Raw genomic sequence first — 17,552 nt, forward strand, 5'->3', positions numbered from 1 at the left:
GGAATTAAAAACGGCTATAAAATTTCTTGGAAAAAGTCATCGGGTCAATTTGACGGATATAGAATTACAATTTATGACGGCAATTACAAAGACAAAAATTCGCCTTTGAACAGAACAAAAACCGTCAAAATCAAAAACAAAAAGCAAACTTCTGCAACTGTCAAAGGCTTGAAGCGTAATCACAAATATTATGTTTTTGTTGAGACCTACAAAAAAGCACCGCTTGATTACAGAAAGAGAAATAGTGATACATTTTCTTCGGGCGGATATGATTTGTTCAAAACATTACCTATCAAGCAGTATAAAACAAAATAATTCTATAATGACCGTAGGGGCGAACTGTGTTCGCCTTAGACTGTTGATAAAGCTCCTGAACCACGCCAAAAAATAATCAACCGAATTATGCCTCCCTTTGACGCAAGGGGTGCGGGTCTCCGGTGGAGACCTCTGCATTTCAATGCAGAAGCACCGACCGAACCGGTAGGTGAGACGGTGGCAACACGAAGTGATGGCGGAGGGGTTAAAAAAATGCTGTAAGTATCAAACTTACAGCATTTTTGACGTTTTTCGTTTTTGCTCGGTCGGAAAGAGGAAAAACATCTTCCTTCGCAAGAAAACGAAAATCAGAAACTTTTTGACAGTATAAAAGCCACAAAAGTAAAGTTTGTGGCTTTTGCTATGTGTTGTTTTTTATTTGATGATTGTGCCCATTGTGTTTGGCTTCATACCTGCAGCGTTTGCTTCGTCTGTGTCGATGTGCATAGCAAGTGCATAGCTGTCGCTTACTCTGACAACAACATCACCGAAAGTGAGGTTTCTGCCGTTTGCCGATGGAATTTCAACCGAAACGATTTCGCCGTTTGTAAGACCGAATTCCTCTGCGTCCTTTGTTGTTGCGTGGATGTGGCGCTTTGCTGCGATAACACCGCAAGCGATTTCAACTTCACCGCACGGACCAACGAGTTTGCAAGTGCCTGAACCCTCGATGTCGCCTGATTCTCTTACAGGAGCAACAACGCCGATTGAACGAGCGTCTGTGAGAGAAAGCTCAACCTGTGTTGCTTTTCTGCACGGACCGAGAATTGAAACTGCAGGGAACTCACCCTTTGTGCCGACAACTCTAACTCTTTCTTCACAAGCGAATTGACCAGGCTGTGAAAGCTCTTTCTTAACTGTGAGCTGATAGTCCTTGCCGAAAAGTGTTTCCAAATCTTCCTTTGATACATGAACATGACGAGCAGAAATTTCTACTACTACTTGATTAGCCATAATTAATCCTCCAAAATTAATTTCTTTTTTAACAGCTATATTTTATACCATTTCATATTGTTTTTCAACACTTAATTTGTTATTATTTAAGAAGTATAAATTTATTTGAAAGAACGGTTGGTTTTATGTATAAAAATTGGAGCAAAAAGACGGCAAAAAGATTTTTAGCAGGCACTTTGATAACCTTTTTTGCATTTTTCGGATTGACTTTGATTTTGGTTGTTGCGATTTCGAGCAGAGATGATATAAACATTGCAATGTCGTTTGGCGAAAAGGTGCTTTTGTCGATTATTTGTGCGCTTGTTCCTGTATCGTCGCTTACAGGTTTTTGCGTGGGATTTATCAGAATTGATGAACTGACAACAAAACAAATCGTGCTTATGGTTGTTTTTTGCATACCTATGGTTGTGCTGTCCGTACCGTTTGGTTTTGCAATGCTTGCTCCGACCGTTGCAAAATGCCTGAAAATGCAACAAAAGGCTTGACAAAAATAAATTATAATATATAATAGAGATAATCGAATGTAAATCAAAATGAGGTGAACCCAACGGGTTCGCTTCTTTTTATTGTAGGGAGGATTGTGAATTGGCAAAGCCTACGACAGTGCAAAGGGTTGAGGAAATAATCAAGCCTATTGCTGACGAAATGGGATATGACCTTTGGAACATTCAGTTTGCAAAGGAAGGCTCGGATTGGTATCTGCGTATCTTTCTTGACAAAGACGGCGGGGTGGATATGAATGATTGCGTTGATTTTACTCATGCTATATCAAAACCGCTTGACGAGGCAGACCCTATCAGCCAAAGCTATATGATGGAGGTCAGCTCACCGGGAGTTGAAAGAGAACTTGTCAAGGATGAGCATTTTGAAAAATATATCGGCTCACCTGTTATGATGAGAACTATCAGAGCGATTGACGGAGTTCGTGATTTTAACGGAAAACTTGCAAACTATGAAAACAAGGAAATCACCGTTGAACTTCAGGACGGTCAAACTGTTACGGTTAACAAAAAAGACACCTCTTATGTAAAACTTGATGATTTTGACATCAATGATTTTTCAAAAGGACTTTAATTAATTTTGAATTTTATACCGAAAGGATGAATAGGAAAAAATGATGAACAAAGAATTTTTTGAAGCAGTAAAAATGCTTACAGCTGAAAAAGGAATTCCGGAAGATTATCTTTACGAAAAGATTGCTGCCGCAATTATTGTTGCCGCAAAGCACGATTATAACGGCAAGGACATTGTACATTGCGACATTGACCCGGAAAAAATGAGCATTAAGGTTTATGTAACCAAGAATGTTGTTGAAGAAATCGAAGACCCTGATACAGACCTCACTCTTGAGCAGGCACAGCTTATCCGCAAGAGTGCAAAGGTCGGCAAGACAATCGATATTCCGCTTAAAACAAAGAACTTTGGCAGAATCGTTGCTCAAACCGCAAAGCATGTTATCCGTCAGGGTATCCGTGAAGCGGAAAGAGGAAAGATGCTTGAAGAGTTCCAAAGCAAGAATCAAGAGCTTCTCTCTGCAAAGGTTAACAAGGTTGACCCTGTAACAGGCAATGTTTATCTCGAAATCGGTCACAGTGAGGCTGTTCTTCCAAAGGCAGAGCAAGTTCCGGGCGAAACATTTGTTGAGGGTCAAATCACAAAGATTTTCGTTGTTGATGTTAAGGATATGGGCAAAGGTCCAAAGGTTATGATTTCAAGAACTCATCCGGGTCTTGTAAGACGTCTTTTTGAAACAGAAGTTCCTGAAATTTTTGACGGCACAATCGAGATTATGAGCGTTTCCCGTGAGGCAGGCTCTCGCACAAAGATTGCCGTATATTCAAAGGACGAAAACGTTGATGCTGTCGGTTCATGTATCGGACCAAAGGGTCAGAGAGTTTCAAATGTTGTTGACGCTCTCGGCGGTGAAAAGATTGATATTGTAAAATACAGCACCGACCCTGTTGAATTTGTTTCTGCCGCACTTGCACCGTCAGATGTAATTTCTGTTGAAATTCTTGACGAGGAAGCAAAGTCTTGCAGAGCAACAGTTCCCGATGACCAGCTTTCACTCGCAATCGGCAACAAGGGACAGAATGTTCGTCTTGCCGCAAAGCTCACTTCTTGGAAGATTGACATCAAACCTGAATCGGGCTTCTACGAGGGTGCAAGCGAGGACACGGTTGAAGAATAATTATTTTTTGCAAAGGTGATAGCTTATGAAAACAAAAAAAGTGCCTATGAGAATGTGCACAGGCTGTGGAGAAATGTTTGACAAACGAACTCTTGTGAGAGTTGTCAAAAGTCCAGAGGGAGAGGTCAGCCTTGACCTCACAGGCAAAAAAGCCGGCAGAGGTGCTTATGTTTGCAAAAGCGCAGACTGCTTGAAGCAAGCAAGAAAAAAGCGTGCCTTTGAAAGAGCGTTTTCTATGAAAATAGAGGACAGCGTATACGATAAAATGGAAGAAGAAATTTCAAATGCCGAATAAAAAATATCTCTCAATGCTGGGAATGGCAAGAAGAGCGGGCAAACTTTCTATGGGTCACGATATGGCACTCAAAGCCGTGATGGAACATAAAACCGAGCTTGTGATTTTTGCGTCGGATGTGTCACAGCGACTTGTTGGCGAATTTGATGTTGCCATAGAAAAGTCAAAGCACGATGTAACCGTGAGCATTATTCCCGAAACGATTAACGACATCCACAGGGCCTTGGGCTACAAGGCGGGGGTTATTACGGTTGATGACAAAAACTTTTCCGGCAGAATAAAAGAATTGATTAATCAGGAGGAAAACGAGTATGGTAATAAAGATTAAGGTTTCCGATGTTGCAAAGGACTTTGGAAAGCAAAACAAAGAAATTATCGAAGTACTTGACCAATACTGCGAAGGTCCTGCAAAAAAAGCTGCAACTGCACTCAGCGAGGATGAACTCAACATCCTTTTTGATAAGCTTACACAAGCAAACAGCGTAAGCAATTTTGATGATTACTTTGCACAGAAAAAGGCTGCCCCAAAGAAGAAGTCGGCTCCTAAAAAGGATGCAAAGAAAGACAGCACCGACCCTAAGGACGAGGCTAAGAACAAGAAGCGTCAGAGTCAGGCTGCTATTCTTCAAATGGCAGAGCAGGCTGCAAAGAGAGCAGAAGAAAAAGCAAAGAAAAAGGCAGAGCAAGCACCTCAGGCAAGAACCAAGGGCGAGGCTCGCCATATAGACACAAGAGTTAACAATGTTGACCTTGAAAAGTACAATCAGAAGTATGAGGATATTTCACCTGCAAATACAGTAGGCGATTATCAAAAGAAGCAGAAGCTTAACCAAAAGTCGAAGCAATACAGAAAGAAAAAACCTCAGGGTATGCACGCTCGCTCAAAGAAAGAAACAGAAGCACAGCGTCTTGCCCGTATTGCAGAGCAGAGAAAGAAGCAACAAATCAAGATTACAGTCGGTGACGAAATCACTGTCGGTGAACTTGCTTCCCGCCTTCGTCTTGCTGCAAATGAGGTTATCAAGGCACTTATGAAGCTTGGTATGATGGTATCTGTAAATGAAGTTATCGACTACGATACAGCAGAAATCGTTGCAACAGAGCTTGGCGCAAAGGTAGAAAAAGAAGTTGTTGTTACAATCGAGGAACAGATTATCGAGGCAGAGGTTGAAAACGATGAAAACGCCGTTACTCGTCCTCCTGTTGTATGTGTTATGGGTCACGTTGACCACGGTAAGACATCCATCCTTGACGCTATTCGTAACACATCCGTTACTTCAACCGAGGCAGGCGGTATCACACAGGCTATCGGTGCTTATCAGGTAGTAACTCCTGATAAACAGGTTATTACTTTCCTTGACACACCGGGTCACGCCGCATTTACCGCAATGCGTGCAAGAGGTGCAATGAGCACGGATATTGCCGTTCTTGTTGTTGCCGCAGATGACGGTATTATGCCGCAGACTATTGAGGCTATCAATCACGCAAAAGCAGCAGGTGTAGAAATTATTGTTGCCATCAACAAGATGGATAAAGAGGGTGCAAATCCTGACAGAGTTATGCAACAACTCACAGAGCACGAGCTTGTTCCGGAAGAATGGGGCGGCGATGTTATCTGCGTTCCTGTTTCTGCAAAGACAAAAATGGGCATCGACAAACTTCTTGAAACAATCAACCTTGTTGCAGAAATGTGCGAACTCAAGGCTAACCCTGACAGAAGTGCAAGCGGTGTTGTTATCGAAGCTAAGCTTGACAAGGGCAGAGGTCCTATTGCAACCCTCCTTGTACAAAACGGTACTCTCAACGCAGGCGATGTTATCGTTGCAGGCACAGCAGTCGGCAAGGTTAGAGCAATGGTTGACTGCCAGGGCAAGAAGATAAACAGCGCAGGTCCGTCGGTTCCTGTTGAAATTATGGGTCTTGACCAAGTTCCTATGAGCGGTGACCTATTTAATGCCGTTTCTGATGAAAAACTTGCTCGTCAGCTTGTTGAACAGCGTAAGGCAGAAGCTAAGGAAGAAGAATTCAAGGCATTCCAGAAAGTTACACTCGACACCTTGTTCGACACTCTCCACGAGGGCGAACTCAAGGACCTCAACATCATCGTTAAGGCTGATGTTCAAGGTTCTGTTGAGGCTGTTAAGCAGTCACTTCTCAAGATTGAAAATGACGAAGTCAGAGTTAAGATTATCCACGGCGGTGTCGGCACAATCAATGAAAGTGATGTTATGCTTGCAAACGCTTCAAACGCAATCATCGTCGGCTTTGCAGTCGGTGTTGACCCAATCGCACAGGAAAGTGCAAACCGTGACGGTATCGAAATTAAGACTTACGATATCATCTACGACGCTATTGAAGATATTGAAAATGCAATGCGTGGTATGAGAGCACCTAAGTATCGTAATGTTGACACAGGTGCTGCGGAAGTTCGTGAGGTTTACAAAATTTCATCTGCCGGCACAATCGCTGGCTGTGTTGTTACATCGGGCAACATCAAGCGTGACGGTAAGGTTAGAGTTATGCGAAACGGCAAGGAACTTGCAGATGTTGACATTGCTAACCTCAAGAGATTTAAGGATGAAGTTAAGGAAGTATCTTCGGGTTATGAATGTGGTATAAGCCTTGCAGGTTTTGACGACATTCAGGCAGGAGATGTTTTCGAGGCTTATATTGTTGAAGAATACAGAGATTAATCAGTAGACTGCCGATAAAGCAAATTCAAATGCTTTCTCAACAGTCTGTGTAGGAGATTTTATGGCAGGATACAGAATAGACAGAATTACAGAAGATATAAAAAGAGAGCTTATCGCAATTCTCCGTGAGGTCAAAGACCCAAGAGTAAGCGGTATGCTCACAGTTGTTAAGGTAGATGTCAGCAACGATTTGAGCTATGCAAAGGTGTACATCAGCGCTCTTGAGGGCGTTGACAAGGCAAAGGAAGCAGTAAAAGGCTTAAAGGCGGCACAGGGATTTATCCGTGGTCGCCTCGGCTCGTCGCTTCACCTTCGCAAAACACCGGAGCTTCGCTTTGTTGCGGATGACTCTATCGAAAAGGGAATGGAGCTTTTTGATAAGCTAAAGGGTATAGAAGCTAAAGATGAAGATTAATGTTGAAAAGTGTGCAGGTTTGCTCAAAAAAGAGGATTGTTTTTCAATTCTCTGCCACGCTCATCCCGATGGTGACACCTTGGGAAGCGGATACGCACTGCTTCGTGCTTTGCAAAAACTTGGCAAAAAGGCAAAACTTGTTTGTGATGATCCTATTCCGACAAAATATGAATATCTTTATGATGATATAGAAGTTCAGGAGTTTGACGAGAAGTATGTTATCGCCGTTGATGTTGCAACGGAAAATCTTCTCGGCGGACTTCAGGACACCTATTGCGGAAAAATTGATTTGTGTATTGACCACCACGGCACAAACACAAATTACGCAAAGTATTTGCTTCTTAATGCAGATGCTGCCGCAAACTGTGAAATTATACTTAAAGTTATCAAGGCGCTTGGCGTTGACATCGACAAAAAGATGGCTGACTGCCTTTACACAGGCATAACAACCGACACGGGTTGCTTTAAGTATTCGTCTGCAACATCAAATACATATCGTTCTGCTGCGGAGCTTATCGACCTCGGCGCAGACAACGGCTACATCAACCGTGTTATGTTTGAAACAAAGACGAAAAAGTTTGCCGCTTTGGAGCGTCTTGCCATTGAGGGTATGCAGTTTTTCCTTGATGACAGAGTGTGCATCCTCACTGTAACAAACGAAATGTACAGGAAAACAGGCACAACCGAGCTTGACACCGAGCCGTTGCCTCCGCTCACCCGCCAAATTGAGGGTGTGGAAATCGGACTTACTATCCGTGAAAAGGCAGACGGCACTTGCAAATGCTCAATCAGAACATTTGAGAGCGTAAATGCGGCTGATATTGCTGCGGCGTTCGGCGGCGGAGGTCACAAGCAGGCGGCGGCTTGCAGATTTGATTGTGATGTAAAAACCGCAACAAAAATGCTTGTTGAAAAATCAAAGGAATTATTGCACATATGACGGGAATAATCTGTGTAAATAAGGATAAGGACATAACCTCATTCGGCGTGGTTGCAAAGCTTCGAGGCATAACAAAGGAGCGAAAAGCCGGTCATACAGGCACTCTTGACCCGATGGCAACAGGTGTTTTGCCTGTTATGTTTGGCGGAGCAACAAGGTTTTTGAACTTTTTGCCCGACAGCGACAAGGGCTACCGTGCAACCTTTAAACTCGGAATGACAACGGACACCTTGGACATTACGGGCGAGGTGACTTCGCAAAGCGAGGTTGCGGTCACGGTTGATGATGTCAAAAGGGTGATGCGTGATTTTGTTGGGGTTATCGACCAAATTCCGCCTATGTACAGTGCGAAAAGTGTGGACGGAGTTCGTCTTTACGATTTGGCTCGTGAGGGCAAAACCGTGGAGCGTGAAGCGTGCAAGGTTGAAATCAAGGAGCTTGAATTGGTTGCTTTTGACGAAACCGAGCACACATATCAAATTGATGTTCTTTGCAGCAAGGGCACATATATCCGTTCGTTGATTGACGACATCGGCTCTGCACTCGGTTGCGGAGCGGTTATGACAGAACTTTGTCGCACAAAGGCGATGGGCTTTGATTTGTCGGATTGTGTCAGCCTTGCGGAACTTCAGGAAATGAAAGACAGCGGTAAGGGTTTTGACGGCGTGCTTATCGACATTGAAAGAATGTTTGATTGTTACAAAAAGGTGAGGGTTTCGCCTGCGCAGTCAACAAGATTTTTCAACGGCGGAGCACTTGATATGAGCCGTGTTCGTGCAAGCGTTGAGCAAAACGAGATTTGCACAGTGTACAGCGATAAAAACGAATTTTTAGGATTGGGACAAAGACAGGGGGACGAACTAAAGGTTCTTCGCATTTTGTCCATTAGAGAATAATGAATACAGACAATAACGAAAAGCAGAGAATTGCGGTTGCACTCGGCGATTTTGACGGTATGCACCGTGCACATCAAACCGTCACCACGGGTGCGCAAAAGGTTATTATTTTCTGCGTAAATAACAAATTTTCGCTTCTTCAAAAGAGTATTTTTGAAAAGCGATTTCCAAATGCCGTTTTTGCGTCTTTTGACGAAATAAAGAACTTGAGCGGTGAGGAATTTATTGACGACATCTTGATAGGCAGATTTCACGCAGGAATTGTTTTGTGCGGATTTAATTTTAAATTCGGCAAAAATGCTTCTTGGTCGGCTCTTGATATGAGAAAATATCTTGAACAAAAAGATGTTTGGGTGCGTATTTTGGAGCACCTTGACTTCAAGGATTTGCCGATTAGTTCGACGAGAATCAGAGAATGCGTCAAAAACGGAGAAATCAAAGACGCCAACGAGATGCTTGGCTATAATTTTACATTTGAAAATGAGGTTATCGGCGGTGACAGGCGAGGCAGAACAATCGGCTTCCCGACTATCAACCAGCATTTGCCTGAGGGACTTATTGTGCCGAAGTACGGCGTGTACGAAAGCAGGACTTTTGTTGACGGCAAGGAGTACAAGTCGTTTACAAATATTGGTATTCGCCCGACTTGGAGAGTTGATAAGCCACTTTGCGAAACTCATATTTTTGATTTTAACGGTGACCTTTACGGCAAAACCGTGAGGGTTGAGCTTATTGATTATAAACGAGAGGAAAAAATCTTCAAAAATGTTGAAGAACTCAAAGAGCAACTTGATTATGACAAAAGCAGTATTGTTTGATTTTGACGAAACTTTGCAGGACAGAACCAAGGCTTTTGAAAAATATGCCTATGCGTTTTTGGATGAATTTTTGCCTGATTTGACGGCGGAGGAACGGGAAAAACGCAAGAAAGATATGGAGGACACAGGCAACGGCGGTTATGTCAACCGTGTTGAATGGTGCACCGAACTTGTGAAAATGTGGGGATGGGAAAACGCTCCCGACTCAACTGTTCTTGCAAATCACTATGATGTCAATTTCGGTGATTACAATGTTATATTTGAAAATTCCGTTCCGCTCCTCAAGGAACTTCGTGCAAGGGGTTACCTTACGGGAGTGATTACAAACGGACCGTCAATCCTCCAAAATCACAAAATGGACAGAAGCGGACTTCGACCGCTCTGCGATATTGTGGTTGTCAGCGGTGACGAGGGTGTGCACAAGCCCAATCCGCGACTTTTTGAGATTACGGCTGAACGACTCGGCGTGAAACCGAGCGAATGTGTCTATGTCGGCGACCACCCGATAAACGATATTCAGGGTGCACTCTCGGCAGGTATGAGGGCAATCCGTATGAATTTCGGTTGGTTCAAGGATAAGGATTTGCGTCCCGATGTGCCTGTGATTACCGATATTATCGATGTTTTAAAATATGTATAAAACCGATTAAGGCTCCCCTTTTAATGTTATAAAGGGGAGCTGTCGTACTTTATGTGCGACTGAGGGGATAAAAGGAATATGCAGGCATAGTATTTGAAACTTCCTGTGATTTTATATATTTTTAAAATAAATAAGCTGTCACTTCGTAACAGTCAATTAATATTCTTTTTACAGTAGATTTAAAATTTGTTCTTTGCCAATTCGTATTTTGTGGGTATTATTAAGTCAAAGGTTAGGAACGAACCTTATAAAACAAGCAAAATGCAGAAAGGAAAATGAATATGTTAGATTACATTTCAGGACAAAAAGGAACAGGAAAAACAAGAATGTTGACCGAAACCGCAATTTACACAGCTCAGCAAAGTAAGGGCAATGTTGTGTTTGCCGAATACGGAAGCAAGATTTCAAGAATTCTTCCGGTGTCTGTCAGACATATTGATATGAAACAATATGGCATAACCTCCGCTTGGCAGTTGTACGGTTTCTTCGCAGGAATTTGTGCCGGAAATTATGACATAACAGATATTTTTGTGGATGCGACAAATTGTGAGAATTTTTGCGAAAACTCCGATATTGACGACTTCATTGAAATATTGAAAAACCTTTCGAACGACATCGGCGTTAATATTCATCTTGCGTTGAGCGATGAGTACAGCGTGGAAGTATCGTATACCGATGTTGCATAAATAATTTGAATTTTTCATTTTTCTCCATACAAATAAAAAGAACTGTCTTGCCGTAAAAGGTAAGACAGCTCTTTTTTTGTGGGAATGATTATTCAAGTATGCTCATTGCATATGCATTTTCAATCGTTGTGCCAAAGATGATGTTTTCAATATCCTGTGCGGTTTCGTAGTCGGCACTCATTTTGTGGGTTACAAAATGATATGGGATGTTGAGCGACTTTGCAAATTCCTTTGCGCTGTCGGGCACGGTTGCCGAGTGATACATTTCAATGAGCACTTCGTCAACATTTTCAAGGTTGTATGTGCCAAAGTCCATAGAGATGTACGGTCTGATAATCAGAACATTTCTGTTGCTGATTTTTTTCTTGTTTGTCGGTTCGGGGAAGTGAGAAATTGCTCTGAACTCGTCATTGATGTCGGCACTTGTGATGCAGTTTGCCTGTTTTATTCCGTTGTATGATGCGTAAACTCCGTTGTTGCCTGCAAGAATGTGTGCAACCGCCGTATCAAAATTCGTTTTTGCATTGCTCAACGGATTTTCAACAGGCTTGTCGGAGGCAACAAGAACAATGTTTTTGTCGGCAAACGTATTGGCAATAATCGCCGAAGTGAACGCAAGTGTGTCGCTTCCGTGGAGAATAATTACGCCTTTGTATTTTGAAAAATCAACTTCGTCAAGGCAGTCGATTAGTTTCTGCCAAAGTTCCTTTGTCATATTTTCGCTCAGCACCTTGAACGGAGAAACGGTGTCAAATTGCACATTGGTGTGCTCTGTGACATCCAGAATTTTCAGGCAGTTGTTGTCAAGCGAAATGCTTTCGCCCGCAACACTTCCGATTGTTCCGCCTAAGCCGATAACGAGAATTTTATTCATATATTTCTCCATTGTTGAATTTGATGTCAATTTCTGTGCCGTCCTTACGCTTGATGCCCTTTGCGTAGCCCGACCATTCCTTTGGAATTGCACCTCTCACAAGCATTTCCGCAATACCTGCCGAAACACCGAAGTTGCCGTCAATTTGGAACGGTGGGTGAGCGTCAAACATATTGGGATAGCTTCCGCCGCCCGGACGCTTCAAGCCTCTTGGATTGATTGGTCTAAGCTGATTTTTGATGAGTTTCAAAGCGTTTTCGGCTTCGTCAAGTCTTGCCCAAAGGCAAACTTTCCAGCCGAGTGCCCAGCCTGTGCCGTCAAAACCACGCTTCAAAAGTGACTTCTTTGCAGCCTCTCTGACTTCGTTTGGCTGTTCAACAGCCGATGGATAAACGCAGTAAAGGTGGCTCACATGGCGGTGAGTAACCTCGGTTTCTTCGTATTCCTTTGCCCATTCGTTGATTCTGCCGTCAGAACCGATAGGTATGCTTGGAATTTCAGGAGTGTCAAAGCCGAGTTCGTTGCAGTTTTGGAAAAATTCCTGAAGAATTCCGATGTCCATTGTCGGCATATAGGTGAGGCAACCACGCTGACCATTGTCGTTGAAAGTGTTTTCGGGTGAACTTGACGGACAGGTAACCAAATTGCCCTCGAATTCAAAGAGATAATCTTTGTAGAAATTGAGCACTTTTTCAAAATAAGGCTTCATTTCTTCAAACAAAAGTTCATCTTTTGTGTAGCGATAGTGCTCAAAAACTTCGTTGAGCATCCACGGAAGTGAACTTTGCCAATAAGCATAGCTTTCGGCGTCTGTTTTGCCAATTGGGTCGCCCGCAGGATAGCTTGCACCCCAGATGTCGCTGTTGTGGTGAGCAACCGAACCTGTGCAGTTATAGTAATCTTTTGCGGTAACTTCGCCGTTTATGCACATCTTTTTAACCTGTTCAAAGAACGGGTCAAAACATTCCGAAAGGTTGCAAATATCTGTGCACCAATAGTTCATTTCGGTGTTGATGTTGGTGGTGTAGCTTGATGACCACGGCGCACGCAAGTGAGGGTTGAATATGCCCTGAAGCGTCATTGCCTGTGTGCCTGAACGAGAACAGCAAATAGTGAGGTATCTGCCGTATTGGAAAAGGAGCGCAATGAGATTGTTGTCGTCTGCGCCTTTTTTGAATTGTTTTAATCTCTTGTCGGTCGGAACATCTGCTCTTTCGCTGCCAAAATCAACATCAACTCTGTTGAACAGCGCAGAAAAATCGTCTGTGTGCTCACGCAAAAGTTCATTGTACGGTCTGATGTTTACAAAATGTTCCTTTGCTTTTTCAAGTGCGTCACCCTCAGGCATTGACTTAAAATCAACAAAATTTGTTGCAAGCGACACCAAAAGAGTAAATTCGGTTTGGTTTGTAATCACGATGGTATCGTCGTCAAATGTTGCCGTGCCAAGCACCTTGACAGCACCCGCAAAACTCATTGCGCCTTCACCCAAAAGTGCAACAGATACGGCTGTTCCTGACTTGACACCGCCTGCAAAACTCATTCCGCCTTCACCGTAGTCAAACACATTGCCGGTGTTGTAGTAAGGCGGCATACAAATCTCCGGAGCTTTGCCCTCGATAACAAGCATATCCTCATCCGTATAACACTTATGGTGAAGCTTGCTGAAAAGCTGAACCCTTGCACTTATCGGTTCGTTTGCCTGAACATTAACCACCAAAAGCTGTGACGGACAACTTACAAAAACTGTTTGAGTGAGCAAGTCGCTTTTTGTGATTGACAATCCTTTTTCAAGGTCGAGTGTACGCTCGTATCCTTTTTTTGTTGATTTTGAATATTCGATGTTAAGGTCGCCGAACGGAAGATAAGCCTCGCTCCAGTGACCGTGAAAATTTCTGTTTGCAATTTCTTTTGCGGTTTTGTGGTCGCCCGATAAAATTGCTTTTCTCAACGGTTCAAGATATTTTCCGGCATCCTTTTTGTTCAAATCCTTTGGATAACCCGACCACAGGCTGTCCTCGTTGAGAGCGATTCTCTCTGTTTTTAGGTTGCCGAAAATCATTGCACCGATTCTGCCGTTGCCGACAGGAAGTGCCTCTTCCCAAGCCTTTGCTTTTTTCTTATAAAATAAAATATTTTTCATAGCGGTTACCTCATATATTATTAATATTATTTTATTATATATATCATTATATTTCAAGAGTTTATTGACAAATTGATAATTAGGTGTATAATCAAGTAGAAATGGCTTAATTCAAACGGAATCGGGTGAGAATCCCGAGCAACCGCCATTACCGTATTTGACGAAGATTTTGCAACGCCATCGGTAACACGAGAAGGCGCAAAATCAAGCTCTGCTATATCATAAGTCGGGAGACGAGTTTTAAGTTTTATTTTCGCTTTTGGGCAATGGGAAAGCAAGGAAATACAGTATAGTATGGGATTACTATACCCTTTTGCATTCTCTGTCTACAAACAGAGTTTTTTTATTTATAGGAGGTAAAAGTAATGAAAAAACTATTATCAGTTTTGCTGTCGGCAGTTATGATTTTTTCGGCAGTAGTTCCGTTTTCGGCTTTGGCTGAAACAAAACCGCTAAGCATCAAAGATGTTGTGACAGCACAGGTTGAAGCAAAGGCAGATATGGTCGGCGCAATGAAATATCTCAAGACTAAAACACCGCAGACGATTGCAAATTCATATGAGGTGCACAAGTTTGCACAGGCAGGCGGAGATGTGTCGGAATATCTCACCGCACTCGAAAGAAATCTTAAGGCAAACAATGGCAAGATTATGGCAAGACAGGCTAAAGAAACTGAAGATTCTGAAAATCTTGTTTACTATGCTGTTGCTATTGATGTTTTGACAATTCTCGGCAAGGATGTAACAAACTTTGGCGGTTACGACATCAAGCAGGCGTTTGAAATTTTTGCACAGAAAAACAAGACTGTTTCAAATCCGTATTTTTACAGATGTATTGTTGAGGCTTGCAAGGCAATCGGCAATGACGAATTGGCAAAGACTTTGATTGACCAAATGTCAAAGAAATATACAGTCGGTTCGGGACTTGATAATTGGGGCTATTCTTGTGACAACACTTCGGTATATGCAGCAACTGTTGCACCGTATAAGGCATATTATCAAACTAATTATAATGATGCTCTCAAATTGATTGCAAAGTATAAAAAAGATAAGGGCTATTATTCTGATGAGCAATGGGTTAAAAGCGAAAATGCAGACTCGACTGCAATGGCTCTTATGGCTTATTCCGCAGCAGGCGATTTCGACAAGGCTTACGAGGCTTATCAGCTTCTCAAAAATTTTGAAAGCAAGAACAACAACGGTGTATTTATGGCTGCCGATTGGAATACAGGCGCTATGACTGAAAATCAGCTTGCAACTGAAGATGCACTCCGTGCACTTTCATATTTTGACAATGCTTGCGAGCAAAAAATCAAGGATATTACTTATTCCGAGCCAACAAAACCGACAAAACCTGCACCGACCACAAAACCTGAAACCGCAAAGCCACAGTCGGCAACACCTGCAAAGACAAAGGTTCAAAAGATTTCGGCAGGTAAAAAGTCAATCACGGCACAGTGGAAAAAAGTTGCCGGCGTTTCTGCTTATCAGGTTCAAATCGCAACAAACAAGAAGTTCTCAAAGAACAAAAAGACCTTCAAGGTAAGCAAAAAATCAACAAAGGTTAAGATTAAAAAGCTCAAAGCTAAAAAGGTATACTATGTTCGTGTTCGTTCATACAAAACCGTAAACGGCAAAAAGACATACTCAAAGTGGTCAACCGTTAGAAAAGTAAAAACAAAATAATTAAATCCAATTAAGGCTCCTCTTGTTATGTAATCAAGGGGAGCTGTCGCACTTTATGTGCGACTGAGGGGTTAAAAGGACATAACATATGAATACTGCACGACTGAGGGGTTAATTCCAAATGCTCATTTTTTTGACCGAATGAATAAAATCGGTCAAAAGTGGGCATTTTTATTTTTGTATTAGTGTAATTTGAACAACAAAAAGAGCAGAATTGCGCAAATATGCCGAAAGTTATTGACTACTATTGACCGAATTTGATTGAATTGCTATAATTTAGGTAGAAAGTGAAACCTGGGGGTGATTGAAAATGCTTACACAGGAAAGACGACAAAGAATTTTAGATTTAGTGCTTCACAAAGGTTCGGCAAGCGTAACGGAGCTCAGCCGAGAATTTGACACCTCGGAAAGTACAATCAGGCGAGATTTGGTGGCGCTCTCAAATTTGGGAAAGCTAAACAAGGTGCACGGCGGTGCAACGGTTTTGTCACAGGAATTTGTAAACAACGAGGATAACAATGAAGAAAAGTTTTTGAAAAACATTGATGAAAAAACCTTGATTGCAAAATATGCGTCAGAGCAGATATCCGATGACGACTTCGTTTTTTTGGACGCAGGCACTACAACCTATCTTATGATAGATTATCTTGAGGGTTCAAAGGCGACCTTTGTCACAAACGGAATTTCGCATTGCAAAAAACTTGCACAGGTTGGTTGCAAAGCGTTCATTGTGGGTGGCGAGGTTAAGGCGACTACGGATGCAATCATAGGACTTGCGGCGGCAAAGAATTTGCAAAAGTACAACTTCTCAAAGGCGTTCATCGGCACAAACGGAGTCAGCGAAAAGCAAGGATGCACAACTCCCGACACCGATGAGGCGATGTTGAAAGCGGTGGCTGTTGAAAAAAGCTTTGTCACCTATGTTTTGGCAGACAGTTCAAAATTCGGCAAGGTTTCGGCGGTGACATTTGCGCCGATTGATGCGGTTTGTATTGTTTGCGACAAATGCGAGGACGATGCAATCAAGGAACGAACGGTTATCAAGGAGGTAGTGTGATATGGTTTATACGATTACATTGAATCCGGCACTTGATTATGTTATGAAGGTCGGGAAACTCAGGTATGACGACATAAATCGTTCTTCGAGTGAGGAAATTTATTACGGCGGAAAAGGCATAAATGTGTCGGTGATTTTGACGAGGCTCGGCGTTCACAACAGGGCGCTCGGATTTGTGGCAGGCTTTACGGGCAGAAAACTTGAACAGATGCTTGTCGAAGAAGGTATTGATTGTGATTTCAACAGGCTCAAAGAGGGTCAAACCCGAATCAATGTCAAGATAAAGGCAGACACGGAACTTGATGTCAACGCACAGGGTCCCGACATAAATGAGCTTGAAATCAACGAGCTTATGGAAAAACTTGACGACATCAAAGAGGGCGACTTTTTGGTGCTTGCAGGCTCAATTCCAAGCACTTTGCCGGATGATATTTATGAGAGAATTTTGGCAAGATTGCAAAAGCGAAAGGTCAATTTTGTGGTTGACGCAACAGGTGATTTGCTTAAAAATGTTTTGCCGTACAAACCGTTTTTGGTTAAACCCAATCACCACGAACTCGGCGATTTGTTCGGAGTTGAAACAAAGACCGAGGAAGATATAGTTAAGTATGCAAAAAAAGTTCAGGAAATGGGCGCAAGGAATGTGCTTGTTTCAAGGGCAAAGGACGGTGCAACGCTGATTGACGAAAACGGCAATGTAACAACAATCGGCAATGTTGACGGCAAGGTGGTCCATTCGGTTGGCTGCGGCGACAGTATGGTGGCAGGTTTTGTGGCAGGATACATCAACAAAAAAGATTATGCCTATGCCTTGAAACTCGGTGCTTCTTGCGGAAACGCAACTGCATTTTCAGAGGAACTTGCAACGATTGACGAAATAAAAAATGTGTTTGAGAGTATGTAACAAAAGCATTTGGGAAGATGCTTTGATATAAAATATAATCAGGAGG

At 42.6% G+C, this 17,552-nt stretch carries 19 protein-coding genes and 1 riboswitch; of the genes, 16 read left to right on the forward strand and 3 right to left on the reverse strand.

The window, feature by feature from the left end; all coding sequences use genetic code 11:
• Positions 1-315, forward strand: a 315-nt coding sequence (locus Q0E03_RS06770; RefSeq protein WP_297130798.1) for a fibronectin type III domain-containing protein, incomplete at its 5' end; no start/stop codon positions are given.
• Positions 316-690: 375 nt separating this feature from the next.
• On the opposite strand, the gene pduL is transcribed toward Q0E03_RS06770, so the two are convergent.
• Entirely contained in the window at positions 691-1,269 is a 579-nt protein-coding gene (gene pduL / locus Q0E03_RS06775; RefSeq protein WP_297130801.1) for a phosphate propanoyltransferase, read from the reverse strand.
• 125 nt (positions 1,270-1,394) lie between these two features.
• Between pduL and Q0E03_RS06780 the strand changes: the two genes are divergently transcribed.
• The 12 genes from Q0E03_RS06780 to Q0E03_RS06835 all read left to right on the forward strand — a co-directional run bounded on the left by Q0E03_RS06780 (position 1,395) and on the right by Q0E03_RS06835 (position 10,843).
• Positions 1,395-1,754 carry a hypothetical protein gene (locus Q0E03_RS06780; RefSeq protein WP_297130804.1) on the forward strand — a complete coding sequence of 120 codons (360 nt, stop codon included), beginning with the start codon at positions 1,395-1,397 and terminating at the stop codon, positions 1,752-1,754.
• A gap of 100 nt (positions 1,755-1,854) precedes the next feature.
• On the forward strand, positions 1,855-2,343 hold the full coding sequence (rimP, locus tag Q0E03_RS06785; protein ID WP_297130807.1) for a ribosome maturation factor RimP: 489 nt from the start codon (positions 1,855-1,857) through the stop codon (positions 2,341-2,343).
• Between the two features lie 40 nt (positions 2,344-2,383).
• Positions 2,384-3,460, forward strand: a complete 1,077-nt coding sequence (nusA, locus tag Q0E03_RS06790; protein ID WP_367270246.1) for a transcription termination factor NusA — start codon at positions 2,384-2,386, stop codon at positions 3,458-3,460.
• Positions 3,461-3,485: 25 nt separating this feature from the next.
• Positions 3,486-3,755: an RNase P modulator RnpM gene (locus tag Q0E03_RS06795; protein WP_078769057.1), complete on the forward strand. Its 270-nt coding sequence runs from the start codon at positions 3,486-3,488 to the stop codon at positions 3,753-3,755.
• The gene (locus tag Q0E03_RS06800) at positions 3,745-4,083 is read left to right on the forward strand and encodes a ribosomal L7Ae/L30e/S12e/Gadd45 family protein (RefSeq protein ID WP_294836492.1); all 339 of its coding nucleotides are present in this window, start codon (positions 3,745-3,747) and stop codon (positions 4,081-4,083) included. Before Q0E03_RS06795 ends, Q0E03_RS06800 begins: the two co-directional genes overlap by 11 nt.
• Positions 4,067-6,448, forward strand: a complete 2,382-nt coding sequence (gene infB, locus Q0E03_RS06805) for a translation initiation factor IF-2 (RefSeq protein ID WP_297130811.1) — start codon at positions 4,067-4,069, stop codon at positions 6,446-6,448. Before Q0E03_RS06800 ends, infB begins: the two co-directional genes overlap by 17 nt.
• Before the next feature lie 61 nt (positions 6,449-6,509).
• Positions 6,510-6,863 carry a 30S ribosome-binding factor RbfA gene (gene rbfA / locus Q0E03_RS06810; RefSeq protein ID WP_297130814.1) on the forward strand — a complete coding sequence of 118 codons (354 nt, stop codon included), beginning with the start codon at positions 6,510-6,512 and terminating at the stop codon, positions 6,861-6,863.
• On the forward strand, positions 6,853-7,803 hold the full coding sequence (locus Q0E03_RS06815) for a bifunctional oligoribonuclease/PAP phosphatase NrnA (RefSeq protein WP_297130817.1): 951 nt from the start codon (positions 6,853-6,855) through the stop codon (positions 7,801-7,803). The genes rbfA and Q0E03_RS06815 overlap by 11 nt, the downstream gene beginning before the upstream one ends.
• Positions 7,800-8,699: a tRNA pseudouridine(55) synthase TruB gene (gene truB, locus Q0E03_RS06820; RefSeq protein WP_297130820.1), complete on the forward strand. Its 900-nt coding sequence runs from the start codon at positions 7,800-7,802 to the stop codon at positions 8,697-8,699. Before Q0E03_RS06815 ends, truB begins: the two co-directional genes overlap by 4 nt.
• Entirely contained in the window at positions 8,699-9,517 is an 819-nt protein-coding gene (locus Q0E03_RS06825; RefSeq protein ID WP_294836487.1) for a riboflavin kinase, read from the forward strand. Before truB ends, Q0E03_RS06825 begins: the two co-directional genes overlap by 1 nt.
• Positions 9,495-10,157, forward strand: a complete 663-nt coding sequence (locus tag Q0E03_RS06830) for an HAD family hydrolase (RefSeq protein ID WP_297130823.1) — start codon at positions 9,495-9,497, stop codon at positions 10,155-10,157. The genes Q0E03_RS06825 and Q0E03_RS06830 overlap by 23 nt, the downstream gene beginning before the upstream one ends.
• A 281-nt stretch (positions 10,158-10,438) precedes the next feature.
• A complete protein-coding gene (locus tag Q0E03_RS06835) occupies positions 10,439-10,843 on the forward strand; it encodes a hypothetical protein (protein ID WP_294836484.1) in 405 nt (134 codons plus the stop codon).
• Between the two features lie 88 nt (positions 10,844-10,931).
• Here Q0E03_RS06835 and Q0E03_RS06840 read toward each other — a convergent pair whose 3' ends face one another.
• Together Q0E03_RS06840 and Q0E03_RS06845 are read right to left on the reverse strand one after the other, a co-directional pair.
• Positions 10,932-11,717, reverse strand: coding sequence for an asparaginase domain-containing protein (locus tag Q0E03_RS06840; protein ID WP_297130828.1), 786 nt, complete (start codon positions 11,715-11,717; stop codon positions 10,932-10,934).
• On the reverse strand, positions 11,710-13,860 hold the full coding sequence (locus Q0E03_RS06845; protein WP_297130832.1) for a glycosyl hydrolase family 95 catalytic domain-containing protein: 2,151 nt from the start codon (positions 13,858-13,860) through the stop codon (positions 11,710-11,712). The genes Q0E03_RS06840 and Q0E03_RS06845 overlap by 8 nt, the downstream gene beginning before the upstream one ends.
• Positions 13,861-13,931: 71 nt before the next feature.
• Positions 13,932-14,118, forward strand: a riboswitch (cobalamin riboswitch).
• A gap of 107 nt (positions 14,119-14,225) precedes the next feature.
• Between Q0E03_RS06845 and Q0E03_RS06850 the strand changes: the two genes are divergently transcribed.
• The 3 genes from Q0E03_RS06850 (at position 14,226) to pfkB (ending at position 17,506) form a co-directional block, all read left to right on the forward strand.
• Positions 14,226-15,545, forward strand: coding sequence for a fibronectin type III domain-containing protein (locus Q0E03_RS06850; RefSeq protein WP_297130836.1), 1,320 nt, complete (start codon positions 14,226-14,228; stop codon positions 15,543-15,545).
• Between the two features lie 310 nt (positions 15,546-15,855).
• Entirely contained in the window at positions 15,856-16,602 is a 747-nt protein-coding gene (locus Q0E03_RS06855; protein WP_297130839.1) for a DeoR/GlpR family DNA-binding transcription regulator, read from the forward strand.
• A 1-nt stretch (position 16,603) separates the two neighbouring features.
• Positions 16,604-17,506, forward strand: a complete 903-nt coding sequence (gene pfkB / locus Q0E03_RS06860) for a 1-phosphofructokinase (protein WP_297130841.1) — start codon at positions 16,604-16,606, stop codon at positions 17,504-17,506.
• Positions 17,507-17,552: the final 46 nt, after the last annotated feature.

The organism is uncultured Eubacterium sp., from assembly GCF_934525195.1.
In the GTDB taxonomy this organism is placed as follows: domain Bacteria; phylum Bacillota; class Clostridia; order Oscillospirales; family Acutalibacteraceae; genus Eubacterium_R.